The organism is Actinomadura gamaensis, from assembly GCF_042652125.1.
Classification (GTDB): Bacteria; Actinomycetota; Actinomycetes; order Streptosporangiales; family Streptosporangiaceae; genus Spirillospora; species Spirillospora gamaensis.
In genome coordinates this window covers 187,848-204,670 of record NZ_JBHSIT010000013.1, presented here as the reverse complement: position 1 = coordinate 204,670, position 16,823 = coordinate 187,848, and the positions used below count along the sequence as shown (strand labels likewise).

Here is a 16,823-nt window from a genome sequence, read left to right as displayed (position 1 = left end):
CGGCCGCGCGGTTCGGGCATCGGTTCCACCTCGGCGTTCCACTCTGCCACGGTTCGGACCTCACGGGAGCTCGGGCCGATCACGGCTCGAAGCGGTAGCCCATGCCGGGCTCGGTGATCAGATGGCGGGGACGGGACGGGTCCGCCTCCAGCTTGCGGCGCAGGGACGCCAGGTAGACGCGCAGGTAGTGGGTCTCCTTGACGTGGTTCGGCCCCCACACCTCGGCGAGGAGCTGGCGCTGCGGGACGAGCTTGCCGGGGTTGCGGACGAGCAGTTCGAGGATGCCCCACTCGGTCGGGGTGAGGTGCGTCCGGGAGCCGCCGGCGGCGGTGACGGTCTTGCGGGCGAGGTCGATCGTGTGGCGGCCGAGGGCGACGGACGGGTGCTCCTCGTCCAGCGGGGCGCGGCGGGTGATGGCGCGGATGCGGGCGAGCAGCTCGTCCACGCCGAAGGGCTTGGTGACGTAGTCGTCGGCGCCGGCGTCCAGCGCGTCCACCTTGTCCTTGGACCCGGCGCGCCCGGACAGCACGATGATCGGGACGCGGCTCCAGCCGCGCAGCCCGCGGATGACCTCCACGCCGTCCAGGTCGGGCAGGCCGAGGTCCAGGATGACCAGGTCGGGATGCCAGTCCGCGGCCCGGGTGAGGGCCTGCCCGCCGCCGGACGCCACGGTCACGTCGTAGTGCCTGGCGCGCAGGTTCAGCCGGAGCGTCGCCAGGATCTGCGGCGAGTCGTCCACCACCAGGACGCGCGTCATCGTTGCCCCCGTTCGTTCGACGGATCCCCGCCGTCGCCGCGGCGGTCGCGGAACGCCGCGACCCGGTCGAGCATCAGCGGGTCGGCGGCCGAAGAATCGGACGCCGAAGAATCGGACGCCGCAGAATCGGACGCCGAAGGGTCGGGCGCCGAAGGGTCGGGCGCCGCCTCCCGGCCGCCGCGCGCTCGCTCGGCGTGCGCCTGCCCGGCGTCCGGCCGCTCGCCGCGCGCTCGGGCGGCGGGCAGGGTGAGGACCATGGTCAGGCCGCCTCCGGGCGTCTCCTCGATCGTGATCGAGCCGCCCATCGCCTCGGCGAGCCCGCGCGAGAGCGCGAGGCCGAGCCCGACGCCGGTGTGGTTGTCGCGGTCGCCGAGCCGCTGGAACGGCTCGAACACGCGGTCGCGGTCCTCGGCCGGGATGCCGGGACCCCGGTCGATCACGCGCAGCTCGACGCGGTCGCCGAGGGCGCTGGCGGTGACCAGCACCCGGTGCCCCGGCGGGTTGTGCCGGACGGCGTTGGACACCAGGTTCACCAGGACGCGCTCCAGCAGGGCCGGGTCGGCGAGCACCTCGGGGACGCCGGGCGGGACGGCGATGTCCACCGGGACGTCCGGCCCGACGTAGGCGAGGGCGCGCGGGACGGCGTCCTCGGCGGCGACCGGCTGCGGCGACATCCCGAGCGAGCCCGCCTGCAGCCGGCTCATGTCGAGCAGGTTCGCGACCAGCCGGTCGAGCCGGTCCAGCGACTCGGCGGCGGTGCCGGCCAGCTCGTCCCGGTCCTCGGCCGACCAGTCGACGTCCGGGCTGCGCAGCGACTCGACGGCGGCCTTCGCCGACGCCAGCGGCGTGCGCAGGTCGTGGCTGACCGCGTTCAGCAGCGCCGTCCGCATCCGGTCGGCGGCCTCCAGCGGGCGGACCTGCTCGGCGGTCTCGGCGAGCCGCCGCTGCCGCAGCGCGACCGCGGCCTGCGCGGCGAACGCCTCCACGACGCGGCGGTCCTCGGCGGGCAGCGTCCGGCCGCGCAGGACCAGCGCGAGCGACCCGTCGTCCAGCAGGACGTCCGACTCGCCCTCGTCCGGCGTGGTGCACGGCGCGCCGCCGACCGTCGCGACGATCGTCCAGCTCCGCGGGTCGGCGAGGCCGTCGTCCTCGCCCGACCGCTCCAGCAGGGTCACCGAGGTGAGACCGAAAGTCTCCCGGAGCCGTTCCAGGATGGCCGCGAGCGGCCGGACGCCGTCGCCCCCGCCGCGCAGGATGTCGCCCGCCAGCGTGGACAGCACCTCGGCGTCCGCGCGGGCGGCGGCGGCCTCCCGGCCCCGGCGGGCGGTGAGGTCCACGACGGTCGAGACCGTCAGCCCGACGATCACGTACACGACGAGCTGCAGGAAGTTCTCCGGCTCGCTGATCGTGAACTCGTGGAGCGGCGGCGTGAAGTAGTAGTTCAGCAGCAGCGACCCGCCGACCGCCGCGAACAGCGCGGGCCAGAACCCGCCGAACAGCGCGACCCCGACCACCGCGGCCTGGAACAGCAGGATGTCGCTGGTCAGCGAGAACTCCGCGCGGAGCCGGTCCAGGACGACCGTCAGCAGCGGGAACAGCACGGCCGCGAGCGCGAACCCGGCCCGCCGCCGCCGCGCCGGGACGCCCCACGAGCCGCGCAGCGCCTTCCACCGGCGGCCCTGGTTGGCCTCCTCGTGCGTGACGAGGTGCACGTCGATCGGCCCGGACTGCGCGGTCGTCGTGACGCCGACGCCCCGCGAGAACAGCTGCGCGACGCGGCCCCGCCGGGACGCGCCGAGCACCAGCTGCGTCGCGTTCACGCCGCGCGCGAAGTCGAGCAGCGCGTCCGGCACGTTCGAGCCGACGACCTGGTGGTAGCTGCCGCCGAGGCTCTCCACCAGCGTCCGCTGCCGGGCGAGCGTGGCGGGGTCGGCGTCGGTCAGGCCGTCGCTGCGCGCGACGTGCACGGCGAGCAGGTCCGAGCCGCGGGTCCGCGCGGCGATGCGCGCCGCCCGGCGGACGAGCGTGTCGCCCTCCGGCCCGCCGGTCAGGGCCACGACCACGCGTTCGCGGGCCTCCCACGTCCGGCGGATCTCGTGGTCGGCCCGGTACCGGTCGAGCTGCTCGTCCACCTTGTCGGCGAGCCACAGCAGCGCCAGCTCGCGCAGCGCGGTCAGGTTGCCGATGCGGAAGTAGTTGCCGAGCGCCGCGTCGACCTTCTCCGGCGCGTAGATGTTGCCGTGCGCCATCCGGCGGCGCAGCGCGTCCGGGGCCATGTCGACCAGCTCGACCTGGTCGGCGCGGCGCACCACCTCGTCCGGCACCGTCTCCCGCTGCGGGACGCCGGTGATCTGCTCCACGACGTCGTTGACCGAGTCGAGGTGCTGGACGTTCACGGTCGAGACGACGTCGATCCCGGCGTCCAGGATCTCCCGGACGTCCTGCCAGCGCTTGGCGTTGCGCGAGCCCGGCACGTTCGTGTGGGCCAGCTCGTCCACCAGCGCCACCTGCGGCCGGCGCGCGATGACGGCCTCGACGTCGAGCTCGGTGAAGCTCGTCCCCCGGTACTCCACGGCCTTCCGCGGGACGACCTCCAGCCCGTCGAGCAGCTCGGCGGTGCGGGGCCGGCCGTGCGTCTCGACGTACCCGACCACCACGTCGGTGCCGCGTTCCCGCCGCCGCCGGCCCTCCGACAGCATCGCGAACGTCTTGCCGACGCCCGGCGCCGCGCCCAGGTAGACGCGCAGGCGACCCCGCCCCATCGACACTCCCGTCCGCGCTCTACCGGACCGGGTACTGCCGGTCGAGCGCGAGGTTCAGGTCCAGCACGTTCACCCGCGGCTCGCCGAGGAAGCCGAGGTCGCGGCCCGTCGTGTGCTTGGCGACGAGCCCCGCCACCGCGGCCGGGTCGGCGTGCCGGGCCTCGGCGACCCGCTTGACCTGGATTTTCGCGTAGGCGGGCGAGATGTGCGGGTCGAGGCCGGAACCGGACGCGGTGACCGCGTCGGCCGGGACGGCGGGCCGCGCCGGAGCGTCGCCCCGGACCGGGACGATCAGGCCCTTGGAGTAGTCCTCGCCGTACTTCGCCAGCTCGACCTTCACGCCGCCGTAGGTGGCGACGAACGGCGCCTTCACGACGCCCGCCTCCTCGTTCACGCTGACGACGCGGGTCGGGTGCGGGACCCGGCCCTGCCGGTCGCGGTCGCCGAACACGGCGAGCACCGCGCCGACGGCGCTGTCCTTGGTGCAGAACGGACGGCCGCCGTCCACGCCGTCCAGCTTCCCGACGGCCGCGCTGCGCGCGCAGACGGTGGTCAGCAGGCTCGTCTTGGCGTTGCCGTCGGTCTTGCCCACCGCGACCAGCTTCGGGTCGGGCAGGGTGTCCACGATGCTCTCCGGGCCGAGGTTGCTCGCGCCGGACGCGGTCGGGTCGTAGCCGTCCCCGGCGGCCGACGGACGGCTCTGGAAGTACTTCGCGATCGGAACGCCCTGCTTGTCGGTGAACGACTGCCCGATCAGCGAGCTGCCGACCTTCCGGCCGCCGGCCGAGACGTAGGAGCCCTCGGCGTGCGCCCGCAGGCCCGGGAGCTGGGCGACGGCCCAGACCGCGAGCGGGTAGGCGACGCCGAGCACCACCGTCAGGACGAGCAGGGCGCGGACGGCGGCGAGGTGCTGCCGGATCCAGCTTGGAATACGCATGTCAGGACATCCCCGGAAGGAACTGGATGATGAGGTCGATGACCTTGATGCCGGCGAAGGGCGCGATGATCCCGCCGACGCCGTACAGGTAGAGGTTGCGGCTGAGCAGCTTGGACGCGCTGCTCGGCCGGTAGGCCACGCCGCGCAGGGCCAGCGGGATCAGCGCGATGATGACCAGCGCGTTGAAGACCACCGCGGACAGGATCGCGCTCTGCGGGCTGTGCAGCCGCATGACGTTCAGCGCGTCCAGGCCCGGGAACAGCGCCACGAACATCGCCGGGATGATGGCGAAGTACTTGGCGATGTCGTTGGCGATCGAGAACGTCGTCAGCGCGCCGCGGGTGATGAGCAGCTGCTTGCCGATCTCGACGATCTCGATGAGCTTGGTCGGGTCGGAGTCCAGGTCCACCATGTTCCCGGCCTCCTTGGCGGCCGAGGTCCCGGTGTTCATGGCCACGCCGACGTCGGCCTGGGCGAGCGCGGGCGCGTCGTTGGTGCCGTCGCCGGTCATCGCGACCAGCCGCCCGCCGTCCTGCTCCTTCCTGATCAAGGCGAGTTTGTCCTCGGGCTTGGCCTCGGCGAGGAAGTCGTCGACGCCCGCCTCCTCCGCGATCGCCTTGGCGGTCAGCGGGTTGTCGCCGGTGATCATGACGGTCCGGATGCCCATCCGGCGCATCTCGTCGAACCGCTCGCGCATGCCGGCCTTGACGACGTCCTTGAGGTGGATGACGCCGAGCACGCGGGCCGTGCCGCCGTCCAGCGGGCCGCCGTCCAAGGCGCCGTCCGGGGTGCCGCCGTCCGGGGCGCCGCCGGTCGACTCGCCGACGACCAGCGGGGTGCCGCCGGACGCCGAGATGCCGTCCACGATCCGTCCCAGCTCGGCCGGGACCTCGCCGCCCTGCTCGCGCACCCAGTCCGCGACCGCGCTCGCCGCGCCCTTGCGCAGGTGCCGGCCGTCCAGATCCACCCCGGACATCCGGGTCTGGGCGGTGAAGGGCACCCATTCGGCGTGGGCCAGCTCGCCGGACGTCCGCTCGCGCAGGCCGTACCGCTCCTTGGCGAGGACGACGACCGAGCGGCCCTCGGGAGTCTCGTCGGCGAGGCTGGAGAGCTGCGCGGCGCCCGCCAGCTCGTCCTCGGTCACGCCCGCGACGGGGACGAACTCCGACGCCTGCCGGTTGCCCAGCGTGATCGTGCCGGTCTTGTCGAGCAGCAGCGTGTTGACGTCGCCCGCCGCCTCGACGGCGCGCCCGCTCATCGCCAGGACGTTGCGCTGGACGAGCCGGTCCATCCCCGCGATGCCGATCGCGCTCAGCAGCGCGCCGATCGTCGTCGGGATCAGGCAGACCAGCAGCGACACCAGGACGACCCCGGTGACGCCGTGGGAGTCCAGCGAGAGCGAGTCGGCGACGCCCGGGTTGTTCGCCTTCGAGAAGACCGCCATCGGCTGGAGCGTCGCGACGGCCATGACGAAGATGACGGTCAGCGCCGCGAGCAGGATGTTCAGCGCGATCTCGTTCGGCGTCTTCTGCCGGTTCGCGCCCTCCACCAGGGCGATCATCTTGTCGATGAACGACTCGCCGGGCTTCTGGGTGATCCGCACGACGATCCGGTCCGACAGCACCTTGGTGCCGCCGGTCACCGCGGACCGGTCGCCGCCGGACTCGCGGATCACCGGCGCGGACTCGCCGGTGATCGCCGACTCGTCCACCGAGGCGATGCCCTCGACGACGTCGCCGTCCCCGGGGATGATCTGCCCGGCCTCGACCACCACGACGTCGCCCTGCCGGAGCTGCGGCGCGCCGACCTCCTCCTCGCGCAGGTCGGTCCGGCCCGGCTCCCAGTCGAGCACGCGGCGCGCGACGGCGTCGGTCTTCGCCCTGCGCAGCGCGTCCGCCTGCGCCTTGCCGCGGCCCTCGGCGACGGCCTCCGCGAGGTTCGCGAAGACGACGGTCAGCCAGAGCCAGACGACGATCGCCCAGGCGAAGAAGCTCGGGTGCAGCACCGCGAGGACGGTCGTCCAGACCGCGCCGATCTCCACGATCAGCATCACCGGGTTGCGCCACAGGGTGCGCGGGTCGAGCTTGCGCAGCGCGTCCGGGAGGGACTTCACCAGCTGCTTCGGGTCGAGCAGGCCGCCCTGGACCTTCCGCTTGGCCGCCGGGGCCGGCGGTTCGGGGGCCGGGCTGGGCGCCTCGACGGTCTGTGTGGTCATCAGTGGATTCCTTCGGCCAACGGCCCCAGCGCCAGCGCGGGGAGGAAGGTGAGGGCGACGAGGATCAGCGTCACGCCCGCGACCAGGCCGGCGAACTGCGGCCGGTGGGTGGGGAGCGTGCCGTCCGACTCAGGGGTGTGCCCCTGCTTGGCGAGCGACCCGGCGAGCGCCAGGACGAAGACGATCGGCAGGAACCGCCCGAACACCATGCACAGTCCGGTGGCGGTGTTGTAGAAGGGCGTGTTCGCGGACAGCCCCGCGAACGCCGACCCGTTGTTGTTCGACGCCGACGTGAACGCGTACAGGACCTCGGAGAGGCCGTGCGCCCCGCCGTTCAGCATCCCGTTCCTGCCCGCGTCCAGCGCGAGGCCGAGACCGGTCGCGAACAGCACGAGCATCGGCGTCGTCAGGAAGTACATCGACGCGAACTTCATCTCGCGTCCGCCGATCTTCTTCCCGAGGTACTCGGGGGTGCGGCCGACCATGAGGCCCGCGACGAAGACGGTGATGACGGCGAGGACGAGCATCCCGTAGAGGCCCGAGCCCGTGCCGCCGGGCGCGACCTCGCCGAGCATCATGTTGAACATCGTCATCATGCCGCCGAGGCTCGTGTAGGAGTCGTGGAAGGAGTCCACGGCGCCGGTCGAGGTCAGCGTCGTGGCGGTGGCGAACGTCCCGGAGTCCGACACCCCGAACCGCGTCTCCACGCCCTCCATGGACGACCCGATCGCCGTCGGGACGGTCCCGTGGTGCATGAGCTGGAAGACCTGCGTCAGCACCAGGCTGACGATCGCCAGCGTCGCCATCACCGAGAGGATCGCGTAGCCCTGCCGGTTCTGCCCGACCATGCGGCCGAACGTGCGGCACAGCGCGAACGGGATGCAGAGGATCAGGAAGATCTCGAACCAGTTCGTCCAGGTCGCGGCGTTCTCGAACGGGTGGGCCGAGTTCGCGTTGAAGAACCCGCCGCCGTTGGTGCCGAGCTCCTTGATGACCTCCTGCGAGGCCACCGGGCCGCCGGTGATGTGCTGCGTCCCGCCGGCGAGGGTCGCGACGTCGTGGCCGGAGCCGAAGTTCTGGATCAGCCCGCCCGCGACCAGGACGATCGCGCCGGCGAAGGCGATGGGCAGCAGGATGCGGACCACGCCCCGCGTCAGGTCCACCCAGAAGTTCCCGAGCTGGTCGGTCTTCTTCCGCGCGAACCCCCGGACCAGCGCGATCGCCACCGCCATGCCGACGGCCGCCGACACGAAGTTCTGCACGGCGAGCCCGGCCATCTGCACCAGGTGGCCCATCGTGGACTCGCCCGAGTACGACTGCCAGTTGGTGTTGGTGGTGAAGCTGATCGCGGTGTTCCACGCCTGGTCGGCGTCCACCGGCCTGAACCCGAGCGACAGAAGCAGGTGGTTCTGCACGCGCTGGAGCAGGTACAGGAACAGCACGCTGACGACGGAGAACGCGAGCACGCTGCGCGCGTACACGCCCCACGTCTGCTCGGAGTCGGGACGGGCCCCGATCAGCCGGTAGACCGCCTTCTCGAAACGCGAGTGCCGCGTGCCCGAGTACACCCGGTACATGTGGTCGCCGAGCGGCCGGTAGACGACCGCGAGGGCGACGACGAGGGAGGCGATGAACAGCGCTCCCGCGACGGTCGTGCTCATCAGAACCTCTCCGGGAACAGCAGCGCGGCCACCAGGAAGACGAACAGCACGGCGGCCAGGACGAGCCCGACCGCGTTCTCCGCGGTCACAGCCTCTCCACGCCCTTCACCAGCAGGCCGAGCACGGTGAACACCACCAGCGTCAGCAGGACGAACTCGACGTCACTCATCGTTGCGGTTTTCCTTAGTCGAAGATCCCGGGAGGCCCGCGGCCCGGGGCCGGTCGACCCGCGGTGCCAGGGCCGCCGTCGCGCCGACCGCCACGAGCACCGCGAGGCGCCAGGCGTCGGCGGTGCCGGAGAAGCCGAGGGCGCCGTTGCCGCGCACGTCGAAGGCGGTCACGAACAGCCAGCCCACGACGCCGAGCCCGGCGCCCGCGAGGACGGGGACGCGGGCCGCCGCGAACGTCCCGACGGCGGTCGCGACGGCGGCCCACCCCCAGAACCACGGCGCGGACTTCAGCACCACGGCGAGGACGAACACGGCCAGAACGCCGCCGGCCACCGGCCAGACGACCTCCTCCGAGCGCTCCATCACGTCCTCCTCACCGTCCGGGAGCCCCCTCCGTTCGGGGGCACACGAGGAGTAAAACGCCTGGTACGTACCTACTTGTGCGCCCTTGACGGTTCCTTAGCGCGGCCCTCCGCCCGCTTAACGCGCCCCTAACGAACGTGGGATCATCCGTGCTCTGGAGGTCCGTCCCGATGCCCGATCCGCTCGCCGCCGTCGCCGTTCCGGGCGTCGTCGCGCTGTACTCCCGGCAGGCCGGCTGCCCGGCGTCCTACGCCCGGCTCGTGCTGGACTTCGCGCCTGCGGAGGGCTACGGCTTCGACAGTCGTGTGCCGGACGACGGCTGGTGCTACGACGACTCGGCGGAGACGTTCGTGCCGGTGGTGCGGGAGACCGTCCGCGAATCGCTGGAGGACCTCTACGGCGTCGGGCCGGTCGGGGTCCACGTCATGCTGCTGGACGTCCGCGAGCACCCCGTCGACTCGTCCCCCCACGCCTTCGCGCGAGCGGCCAGGAAAGGCGTCCGGCTGGCGGTCGAGGCGGCGCGGAAGGACGTCCCGGAGGAGCCGCCTCCGGGGCTGCACGCCGCTTTCGAGCTGGACGAGCCGCTGCCGCGCGGTGTGCGGCGGGCGCTGGCCAAGGCCGAGCACGACGACCCGGACCTGTCCGATCCGAAGCTGCTGGACGTCGTCGCGCGCGTCTGCGACCGGATCGATGACGCGGATGACGCGGCCTGGCTGCTCAGGCGGCTGCTGGCGCATCCGCGCTGGTGCTTCCAGGCCCTTTCGGAGGCCGGTTCCTTCCGTCACGACGACTTCCGGCGGTTGGCGCGCGAACTCCGTCCGGACGTCACGCGGCTGACCCGGGACCCGGACGAGCGGGTCGCGGCGCGGGCGGCGCGGACGTTGGAGGCGCTGCGGCGGGCTTGACCCTGACGTGCGCGTCAGGGGTTAGCGTCGGCGCGCTTTCGACGGCTTCGTGGAGGTGCGCGATGCGTGAGGTCCGGCTCGTCTCGCGGGCGGCGGGGTTGCCGCGTCCGGAGAACTTCGAGGTGGTGGACGTTCCGGTGCCCGAGGGAGACGGGGTGCTCGTCCGGAACCTGGTGTTCCATGTGTTTCCCGGGCTGCGGCTGCTCGTCGGGGACGGGGACGGCGCCACGCCCTTGCCTCGGCTCTCGCCCGGGGACGCGTTGGTCGGCGCGGCGGTGGGCGAGGTCGTTTCGGCGCCGGACGGCGCTTCGGCGCAGCCCGGGGATCTGGTCTCGCACTTTCTCGGGTGGCGCGAGTACTCGCTGGTGCCCGAGGGGCGGTACGTCCGGCTGGACGGCGAGCTGCCGGATCCGGCGGCCCACCTCGCGCCCGGGGTGGCCGCCTATTCGGCGCTGACGCGGGAGGCTCCGGTCCGTCCGGGCGAGACGGTGCTGGTGACGGGCGCGGCGGGCGGGGTCGGGTCGCTGGCCGGGCAGGTCGCGCGGTTGCTGGGCGCGGGACGCGTCGTCGGCACGACCGGGTCGCCCCGGAAGGCGGAGCGGCTGGTCGCGGAGTTCGGGTACGACGCGGTCCTGTCGAGGGAGGAGGCTTCGGCGGTGGAGGGAGTGCTCAAGGCCGTGCCGGACGGCGTGGATGTCGTGGTCGACAATGTCGGCGGAGAGCAGTTGCGCGCGGCGGTCGGGGCGGCGAACCAGGACGCGCGCATCGCGCTGGTCGGGACGCTCTCGTCGCAGCTCGCGCCGGACGGGTCGGGCACGTCCGCGCCGGTGGAGCTCGACCTGTTCGAGCTGATCCGCAAGCGGGTGGGGCTGCGGGGCGTGCTGGCGCTGGACCCGGAGATGCGCGGCGAGTGGACGCGGCGGTTCGGCGAGTGGCTGCGGGCGGGCGAGATCGCCTTCCCGCACACGCGGTTCCAGGGCATCGAAAGCGCGCCTCGAGCGTTGCACGAGCTACTGGCCGGCGGGCATCTGGGCTCGGTGGTCGTGGCGGTCTGAGGAGGCCGGATGCGGATCGGCGACGCGGCAGCGGCGGCGGGCACCACGCCGCGCGCCCTGCGCTTCTACGAGGAACGGGGGCTGCTGCCGCCGCCGGAGCGGACCGCGTCCGGGCAGCGCGAGTACGGGCCGCGCGACGTCGAGCGGGTCCGGGCCGTCCGGGACCTGCTGGCGCTCGGGCTGACCGTCGAGGACCTCGTGGGGATCGCCGACCGGCTGGACGTCCTGGTGGAGGCGGCCCGGGACGGCGGGACCATGTGCGGGAACGGGGCGGGGAGCGCCGGGGGCGGCGGGGTCGCGAGCGCGCGGCTCGCGGCGCTGGACGCGGAGATCGCGCGGTTGAGCGACCTCCGCGCCCGGCTCGCGGCGCGGCTGGCGGGGCGCTAGGCGCTCGTCGGCGGCTGGGCGGTCGCGAGTTCGCCGAGGAACCGCCAGGTGCGCAGGCGGTCGTCCTCGCCGGTCAGGTCGGCCTTGGTGACGAAGACCTCGGTCGCGCCCGCGTCGAAGTAGGAGCGCAAAGCCTTGGCCATGTGCTCCTCGTCCCCGGCGACGACGAGGTCGGCGGCGCGGGTGTGGCCCTCCCGTTCGATGACGCGCTGGTAGGACGGGATGCGGTCGTAGAGGGCGGTCGCCTCGACGGCGGCCTCGCGCGCGGCATCCGCGTCGTCGGTGACGACGCCGAGGACGGCGGCGACGACGTGCGGGGCGGGGCGTCCGGCGCGTTCGGCCGCGGCGGTGAGGCGCGGGACGATCTCCTCGCCGAGCGTCCGGGGACCGGCGAGGAAGGGCAGCGTGCCGTCCGCGAGCTCGCCGGTGACGTCGAGCGCCTTCGGCCCCATCGCCGCGACGAGGACGGGCACGGGCGGTTCCGCGCCGGCGACGGCGGCCGTGTAGGGGGTCGTGGCGGTCAGCAGCTCGCCGTGGAAGTCGGCCTCGCCGGTCTCCAGCAGCGGGCGCAGCGCCGTGAGGAACTCGCGCAGCCGCGCGACGGGCCGCTCGAACGGCAGGCCGAACGCGCCCTCGGTGAGGTGCCGGGTGCCGAGCGCGAGGCCGAGCCGGAACCGGCCGTGCGCGGCGGCCTGGCTGGTCTGCGCCTGGCTCGACACCGGCAGCGGGTGCCGGCCGAAGATCGGCACGGCGGACGTGCCGACGGTCAGGTCCGGGACCTCGCGCGCGATGGTCCCGGCCAGCGCGATCGCGTCGTAGTCGAACAGCTGGCCGAGCCAGGCCGAGCGGATCCCGGCCTGCGCCGCCTGCCGTCCGAGGGCCACGGCGCGATCGACCGCGTTGCCGGACGTGCCCGGATGAAAAGCCACTCCCAGGTTCATGCCCGCCACAACCGCGGCCCGTTTCCTACTATTCCGACCTGTTTATAGATGATGGCGGCTCGCGAGGTACGGCACCGGCTCGGGCAGGCCGCGCACGGCGAGATAGCCGTCCCGGTCGAGGTCGAGACGGGCCGCCAGCCCGACGTCGATGGCCCACTGGTTCGCGGTCGTGATGTGGTGGACGCACGCGTTCTCGCGCGCGTGCGCGAGCGCTTCCCACAGGAGCCTCTCGGCGGTCTCGACCTGCGCGGCGGCGAGCAGGACGGGAGTTCCCCGCTTCTCGTCGATGTAGACGTACCCGGGCCGCTCACCGGGCGAGGACGAGACGACCAGCCGCAGCCGCAGGTCTTCCAGCATGTGGACGTGGTCGGGACCGTGACCGCCGCCGCGCAGGCGCTCGTCCAGGGCGTCCATCCATTCGAGGTCGTCCGGACGGCCGTCACGGAGTCCCTCGATCGCGGGGAGCACGCTCCGGTCGAGGTTTCCGATCATCCGCATCAGCGGATGCAGGGTGAAGCCCGCGCGGCGGTACCGGCGCGTCGCGCCCGGATGCGGGCTCGACGAGATCATGCCCGGACGTCCGTCCGCGTGGGCGAGGGCGGCGTCGATGAGCCGCCGTCCGACGCCCTTGCCCTGGAAACCCGGCAGGACGCCGAACGCGGCCAGGTACCAGAAACCGCCCCGGTTCTGCGAGATCGCGTAGCCGACGATCTCGCCGCCATCGGCCTCGGCCACCCGGCACCCCGCGGGGTCGGTCGCGAGGTGGTGGCCGATCCCCTCGATCCAGCCCCGGAGGGCCGCCTCGTCCGGCGGCTCGGGCTCCGGCTCGTTCCAGAGCCTGCCCATCCGCTCCACCTCCAGGAAGGTGACGGCGTCGGCGCGGGCGGCGGCCGGCAGGTCGTCCGGTGTCATGGGCCTGATCCGCACGGAGTCCATGGACGCATGATCCGGCGGGGATGAGCCGGGTGTCACCTTCTTTTCGGCGGTGTTCGAACAATCGTTCGATAAGATGGACGCATGGACGGTGTTTTCCAGGGTTCGCTGCTGGACGTCGGGACGGAGGACGGCCCGCGCGAGCTGGGCGGGCACGTGCGGCGCACGCCGCTCGCGCACGGAGCGTGGGTCGATCTGCGGCCGGGCTGGCTCGCGGGCGCGGACGCGCTGTTCGAACGGCTGATGGACGGCGTCCCGTGGCGGGCGGAGCGGCGGCGCATGTACGAGCGCGTCGTGGACGTCCCGCGGCTGCTCGCCTACTACCGCGAGACCGACCCGCTGCCCGATCCCGTCCTCGTCGAGGCGCGCGACCGGCTCAGCGCGCACTACCGCGAGGAGCTCGGCGAGCCGTTCCGCACGGCGGGCCTCTGCCTGTACCGGGACGGCCGCGACAGCGTCGCCTGGCACGGCGACCGCATCGGGCGCGGGCGCACCGAGGACACGATGGTCGCGATCGTGTCGCTCGGCACGCCCCGCCCGCTGCTGCTGCGCCCGGCGGGCGGCGGCGGCCCGACGCTGCGGTACGACATCGGGCACGGCGACCTGATCGTCATGGGCGGGAGCTGCCAGCGGACATGGGAGCACGCCATCCCGAAGTCCGCCCGTCCGCTCGGCCCGCGCATCAGCGTGCAGTTCCGTCCGCGCGGCGTCCGGTAGGCGGTTGCGCAGCGCAGGGTGATCAGCCGACGTCGCGGAGGAGGAGGTCTTCGGGAGTCTCGCGTCGGACGAGCAGACGGGCGCGGCCGAAGCCGACGCCGACCACCGGCGGGCGGCGCACGAGGTTGTAGTTGGACGCCATCGCGTGGTGGTAGGCGCCGGTGACGGGCACGGCGAGCAGGTCGCCGGGCCGGACGTCGGCGGGCAGCGGCACGTCCCGCGCGAGGACGTCGCCCGCCTCGCAGTGCCGTCCGACCACGGTGACCTCGCGCTCGGCGCACGTCGTGCGGCGGCCGACCAGGCGGGCGGTGTAGCGCGCGCCGTAGAGGCCGGGACGCGGGTTGTCGCTCATGCCGCCGTCCACGGCGACCAGGCCGCGCTTCACGCCGAGCACCCGGTAGACGGTCACCCCGGCGCGCGCGACGATCGCCCGGCCCGGTTCGATCGTCAGGCGCGGGACGGGCGTCCGGTGCTCGGCGCAGGCCGCGCGCAGAGTCTTGCCGATGGCCTCCCCGGCGGTCTCCGGGTCGAGTTCGGGCTCGCCCGGACGGTACGCCACGCCGAATCCGCCGCCGAGGTCGAGTTCGTCCAGCGTGACGCCGTGCTCCTCGCGGACGGCGGCGAGCAGCGCGACCATGCGCCGCACGGCCTCCTCGTACGCGGCGGCCCCGGTGATCTGCGAGCCGAGGTGGCAGTGCAGGCCGCCGAGGGTCAGCCCCGGCTGCGCCAGCACCCGCCGGACGGCCTCGGCGGCGGCCCCCGTGGACAGCGGGAACCCGAACTTCTGGCCGTCCACGCCAGTGTTCATCGCGGCGTGCGTGTGCCCGTCCACGCCGGGCGTCACCCGGACGAGCAGCCGCGACGCGGGGCGCAGCGTGGCGAGGCGGCAGATCTCGTGGAAGGAGTCGACGACGATCCGGCCGACGCCGTACTCCAGCGCGTCGTGCAGGTCCTCGGGCGTTTTGGCGTTGCCGTGCAGCAGGATCCGGCCGGCCGGAAAGCCGGCGGCGCGGGCGACGGCGAGCTCGCCCGCCGAGCACACGTCCAGCGCCAGCCCCTCCTCCGCGACCCAGCCGGCCATGGCCCGGCAGAGGAACGCCTTGCCCGCGTACGCGACGTCCGCGCCGGGGAAGGCGCGCCGGAACGCCTGGCAGCGCCTGCGCACCTCCTCCTCGTCCAGCGCGTGCAGCGGCGTCCCGAACCGTTCGGCCAGGTCACGGAGGCCGACGCCGCCGACGAGCAGCTCCCCGTCGCGCCGGGTGAACGCCGAGCCCGGCCACACCCCGCTCATCCCGCCACCGCCACCGTCAGCGCGCGCGCACGCGTACGCGGCCTCACCGGACTTGCGGCTGGCGGACGCGCGGTCTGCGAGCGTCCCGCTTGCGAATGCGCGGTCTGCGAGCGTTCCGCTTGCGGGTGCGCGGGTTGCGGGTGCGTGGGCGTGAGCAGCGGGTTCAGCTGGATTCGGGTGATCCCGGCCGGGCGGAGCATCGCCCGCAGCGCGCGGGACGAGAGCCGCGTCCATTCCGCGCCGTCGCCGAGGGCGCGGCGGAGGGAGTCCGGGTCGCTGAACGCGATCCCGACCCTGCGGCCGTCCGGCGCGCGTCCCGTCACGAGTGCCTGCATGCCCTCCGCGGGCGTCCGCACGGGGACGAACAAAACGTCGCTCACCAGCCCATTCCCTTCTCGGAACGACTCCGATGAGCCCACGGTAGGAGCGTTCCACCGCCCCGGACGGCACCCCTACGCGATGCTTACGCCGACCCTGCGAACCCTCACGCACCCCTAACCCATTCCGCCCCGAATCGGGCAGTATCGGGTGTCATGAAAGTGCGCCACGCTACTCCCGACGACGCCGAGGCCCTCGCGAAAGTGCACGTCGCCGGCTGGCAGACGGCCTATCGCGGGATCATCCCGGACGCCGACCTCGACGCGCTCCGCTGGGAGGACCGCGTGGCGAGGTGGCGCGAGCGCGCCGCGCCCGGCTCCGGCGTCACCGTCCTGGTCGCCGAGGCGGACGGCGAGGTCATCGGTTTCGCAAGCTCGGGACCGCCCCGCGACGAGGACCTCGCGCCCGATCGGGCGTGGGAGCTGTACGCGATCTACCTCCGGCCGTCCACGTGGCGGCGCGGCGTCGGGACCGCCCTGCTCCAGCGGACGATCGAGGCCGTCCCGGCACACGTCCCCGCGCTGGTGCTCTGGGTGCTGGACGTGAACGCGCGCGCCCGCGCCTTCTACGAGCGCAACGGCCTCGCCCCGGACGGCACGACCGTCCCGTCCCGGATCGGGCCGCCCCACCGGGACGTCCGGTACCGGGTTCAGCTCGGGAAGCCGAGGTCGTCGGACATGCGCTCCACGGCGTAGGCGAAGAAGTCGCCGGCCGGGTCGAGCGTGTTCGCGAACTGGCCGAACAGCTCGAAGCTGATCAGGCCGGTGAGCTGCGCCCAGTGGGTGGCGACCTTGGCCATCGCCGGACCGGGGACGTCGGGTGCGGCGACGTCGGCGATGCCCTTGAGCTGGGCGGCGAGGGTCGCGCCCGGCGTGGGGGCGTCCGTGTCGAGGAGTCCCGAGGTCGCGGCGTCCTGCGCGATGCCCAGCAGGACGAACGGGAAGCGCGACGCGGGGGCGATCGTGTCCTCGGGCGCGGCGTAGCCGGGGACGGGCGAGCCGTAGATCAGCGCGTACTCGTGGGGATGCTCGATCGCCCAGTCGCGCAGCGCGTGGCACACGGCGCGCCAGCGGGCCCGCGGACCGCCGTCCGCCGCCTCGCGGTCGGCCTTCTCGGCGCGCTCGCCCACCGCGTCGTACGCGTCCACGATGAGCGCGGTGAGCAGGTCATCGCGGCTCGGGAAGTACCGGTAGAGCGCGGACGACACCATGCCCAGCTCGCGCGAGACCGCGCGCAGCGACAGGCCCTGCGCGCCCGATGCGGCGAGCTGCCGGCGCGCCTCCGCCTTGATCTCGCGGGTGAGTTCTGCCCTGGCCCGTTCCCGTGCGGTGCGGCTCGCGTTCATGCCTTC

17 protein-coding genes are annotated in these 16,823 nt (G+C 73.5%); 5 read left to right on the top strand and 12 right to left on the bottom strand.

The features are described 5' to 3' along the window. Positions 1-79: 79 nt before the first annotated feature. The 7 genes from ACFPCY_RS36170 to ACFPCY_RS36140 form a co-directional block, all read right to left on the bottom strand. Positions 80-757, bottom strand: a complete 678-nt coding sequence (locus ACFPCY_RS36170; protein WP_378263049.1) for a response regulator — start codon at positions 755-757, stop codon at positions 80-82. Then, positions 754-3,519, bottom strand: coding sequence for an ATP-binding protein (locus ACFPCY_RS36165; RefSeq protein WP_378263047.1), 2,766 nt, complete (start codon positions 3,517-3,519; stop codon positions 754-756). Before ACFPCY_RS36165 ends, ACFPCY_RS36170 begins: the two co-directional genes overlap by 4 nt. Before the next feature lie 19 nt (positions 3,520-3,538). Then, a complete protein-coding gene (locus ACFPCY_RS36160) occupies positions 3,539-4,456 on the bottom strand; it encodes a potassium-transporting ATPase subunit C (protein ID WP_378263045.1) in 918 nt (305 codons plus the stop codon). Position 4,457: 1 nt separating this feature from the next. After that, positions 4,458-6,671 carry a potassium-transporting ATPase subunit KdpB gene (gene kdpB, locus ACFPCY_RS36155; protein ID WP_378263043.1) on the bottom strand — a complete coding sequence of 738 codons (2,214 nt, stop codon included), beginning with the start codon at positions 6,669-6,671 and terminating at the stop codon, positions 4,458-4,460. Continuing rightward, positions 6,671-8,332 (bottom strand): potassium-transporting ATPase subunit KdpA, encoded by a 1,662-nt coding sequence (kdpA, locus tag ACFPCY_RS36150; protein ID WP_378263041.1) that lies wholly within the window; start codon positions 8,330-8,332, stop codon positions 6,671-6,673. The genes kdpB and kdpA overlap by 1 nt, the downstream gene beginning before the upstream one ends. Beyond that, positions 8,332-8,421, bottom strand: coding sequence for a K(+)-transporting ATPase subunit F (kdpF, locus tag ACFPCY_RS36145; protein ID WP_378263038.1), 90 nt, complete (start codon positions 8,419-8,421; stop codon positions 8,332-8,334). The genes kdpA and kdpF overlap by 1 nt, the downstream gene beginning before the upstream one ends. Positions 8,422-8,493: 72 nt before the next feature. Then, positions 8,494-8,865 (bottom strand): hypothetical protein, encoded by a 372-nt coding sequence (locus tag ACFPCY_RS36140; protein WP_378263036.1) that lies wholly within the window; start codon positions 8,863-8,865, stop codon positions 8,494-8,496. A 149-nt stretch (positions 8,866-9,014) separates the two neighbouring features. On the opposite strand from ACFPCY_RS36140, the gene ACFPCY_RS36135 reads away from it, so the two are divergent. From ACFPCY_RS36135 to ACFPCY_RS36125, 3 genes are all read left to right on the top strand, one after another. Further along, positions 9,015-9,770 (top strand): hypothetical protein, encoded by a 756-nt coding sequence (locus ACFPCY_RS36135; RefSeq protein ID WP_378263034.1) that lies wholly within the window; start codon positions 9,015-9,017, stop codon positions 9,768-9,770. A gap of 62 nt (positions 9,771-9,832) precedes the next feature. Beyond that, the gene (locus ACFPCY_RS36130) at positions 9,833-10,825 is read left to right on the top strand and encodes an MDR family NADP-dependent oxidoreductase (RefSeq protein WP_378263032.1); all 993 of its coding nucleotides are present in this window, start codon (positions 9,833-9,835) and stop codon (positions 10,823-10,825) included. A 9-nt stretch (positions 10,826-10,834) separates the two neighbouring features. Then, positions 10,835-11,212, top strand: coding sequence for a MerR family transcriptional regulator (locus ACFPCY_RS36125; RefSeq protein WP_378263030.1), 378 nt, complete (start codon positions 10,835-10,837; stop codon positions 11,210-11,212). Here the strand turns inward: ACFPCY_RS36125 and ACFPCY_RS36120 are convergent. Next, positions 11,209-12,153 (bottom strand): TIGR03564 family F420-dependent LLM class oxidoreductase, encoded by a 945-nt coding sequence (locus ACFPCY_RS36120; RefSeq protein ID WP_378263028.1) that lies wholly within the window; start codon positions 12,151-12,153, stop codon positions 11,209-11,211. The genes ACFPCY_RS36125 and ACFPCY_RS36120 overlap by 4 nt on opposite strands. A gap of 42 nt (positions 12,154-12,195) precedes the next feature. Continuing rightward, positions 12,196-13,089 (bottom strand): GNAT family N-acetyltransferase, encoded by an 894-nt coding sequence (locus tag ACFPCY_RS36115; protein ID WP_378263026.1) that lies wholly within the window; start codon positions 13,087-13,089, stop codon positions 12,196-12,198. An 81-nt stretch (positions 13,090-13,170) separates the two neighbouring features. On the opposite strand from ACFPCY_RS36115, the gene ACFPCY_RS36110 reads away from it, so the two are divergent. Then, on the top strand, positions 13,171-13,803 hold the full coding sequence (locus ACFPCY_RS36110) for an alpha-ketoglutarate-dependent dioxygenase AlkB (RefSeq protein WP_378263024.1): 633 nt from the start codon (positions 13,171-13,173) through the stop codon (positions 13,801-13,803). A gap of 22 nt (positions 13,804-13,825) precedes the next feature. Here the strand turns inward: ACFPCY_RS36110 and lysA are convergent, their stop codons facing one another. Further along, positions 13,826-15,094, bottom strand: coding sequence for a diaminopimelate decarboxylase (gene lysA / locus ACFPCY_RS36105; RefSeq protein WP_378263022.1), 1,269 nt, complete (start codon positions 15,092-15,094; stop codon positions 13,826-13,828). Next, positions 15,091-15,474 (bottom strand): SAV_915 family protein, encoded by a 384-nt coding sequence (locus tag ACFPCY_RS36100; protein WP_378263019.1) that lies wholly within the window; start codon positions 15,472-15,474, stop codon positions 15,091-15,093. Before ACFPCY_RS36100 ends, lysA begins: the two co-directional genes overlap by 4 nt. A gap of 153 nt (positions 15,475-15,627) precedes the next feature. On the opposite strand from ACFPCY_RS36100, the gene ACFPCY_RS36095 reads away from it, so the two are divergent. Further along, positions 15,628-16,167, top strand: a complete 540-nt coding sequence (locus ACFPCY_RS36095; protein ID WP_378263017.1) for a GNAT family N-acetyltransferase — start codon at positions 15,628-15,630, stop codon at positions 16,165-16,167. Here the strand turns inward: ACFPCY_RS36095 and ACFPCY_RS36090 are convergent. Beyond that, positions 16,122-16,817, bottom strand: coding sequence for a TetR/AcrR family transcriptional regulator (locus ACFPCY_RS36090; protein WP_378263014.1), 696 nt, complete (start codon positions 16,815-16,817; stop codon positions 16,122-16,124). The two genes, ACFPCY_RS36095 and ACFPCY_RS36090, sit on opposite strands and share 46 nt — an antisense overlap. Between the last annotated feature and the right edge of the window lie 6 nt (positions 16,818-16,823).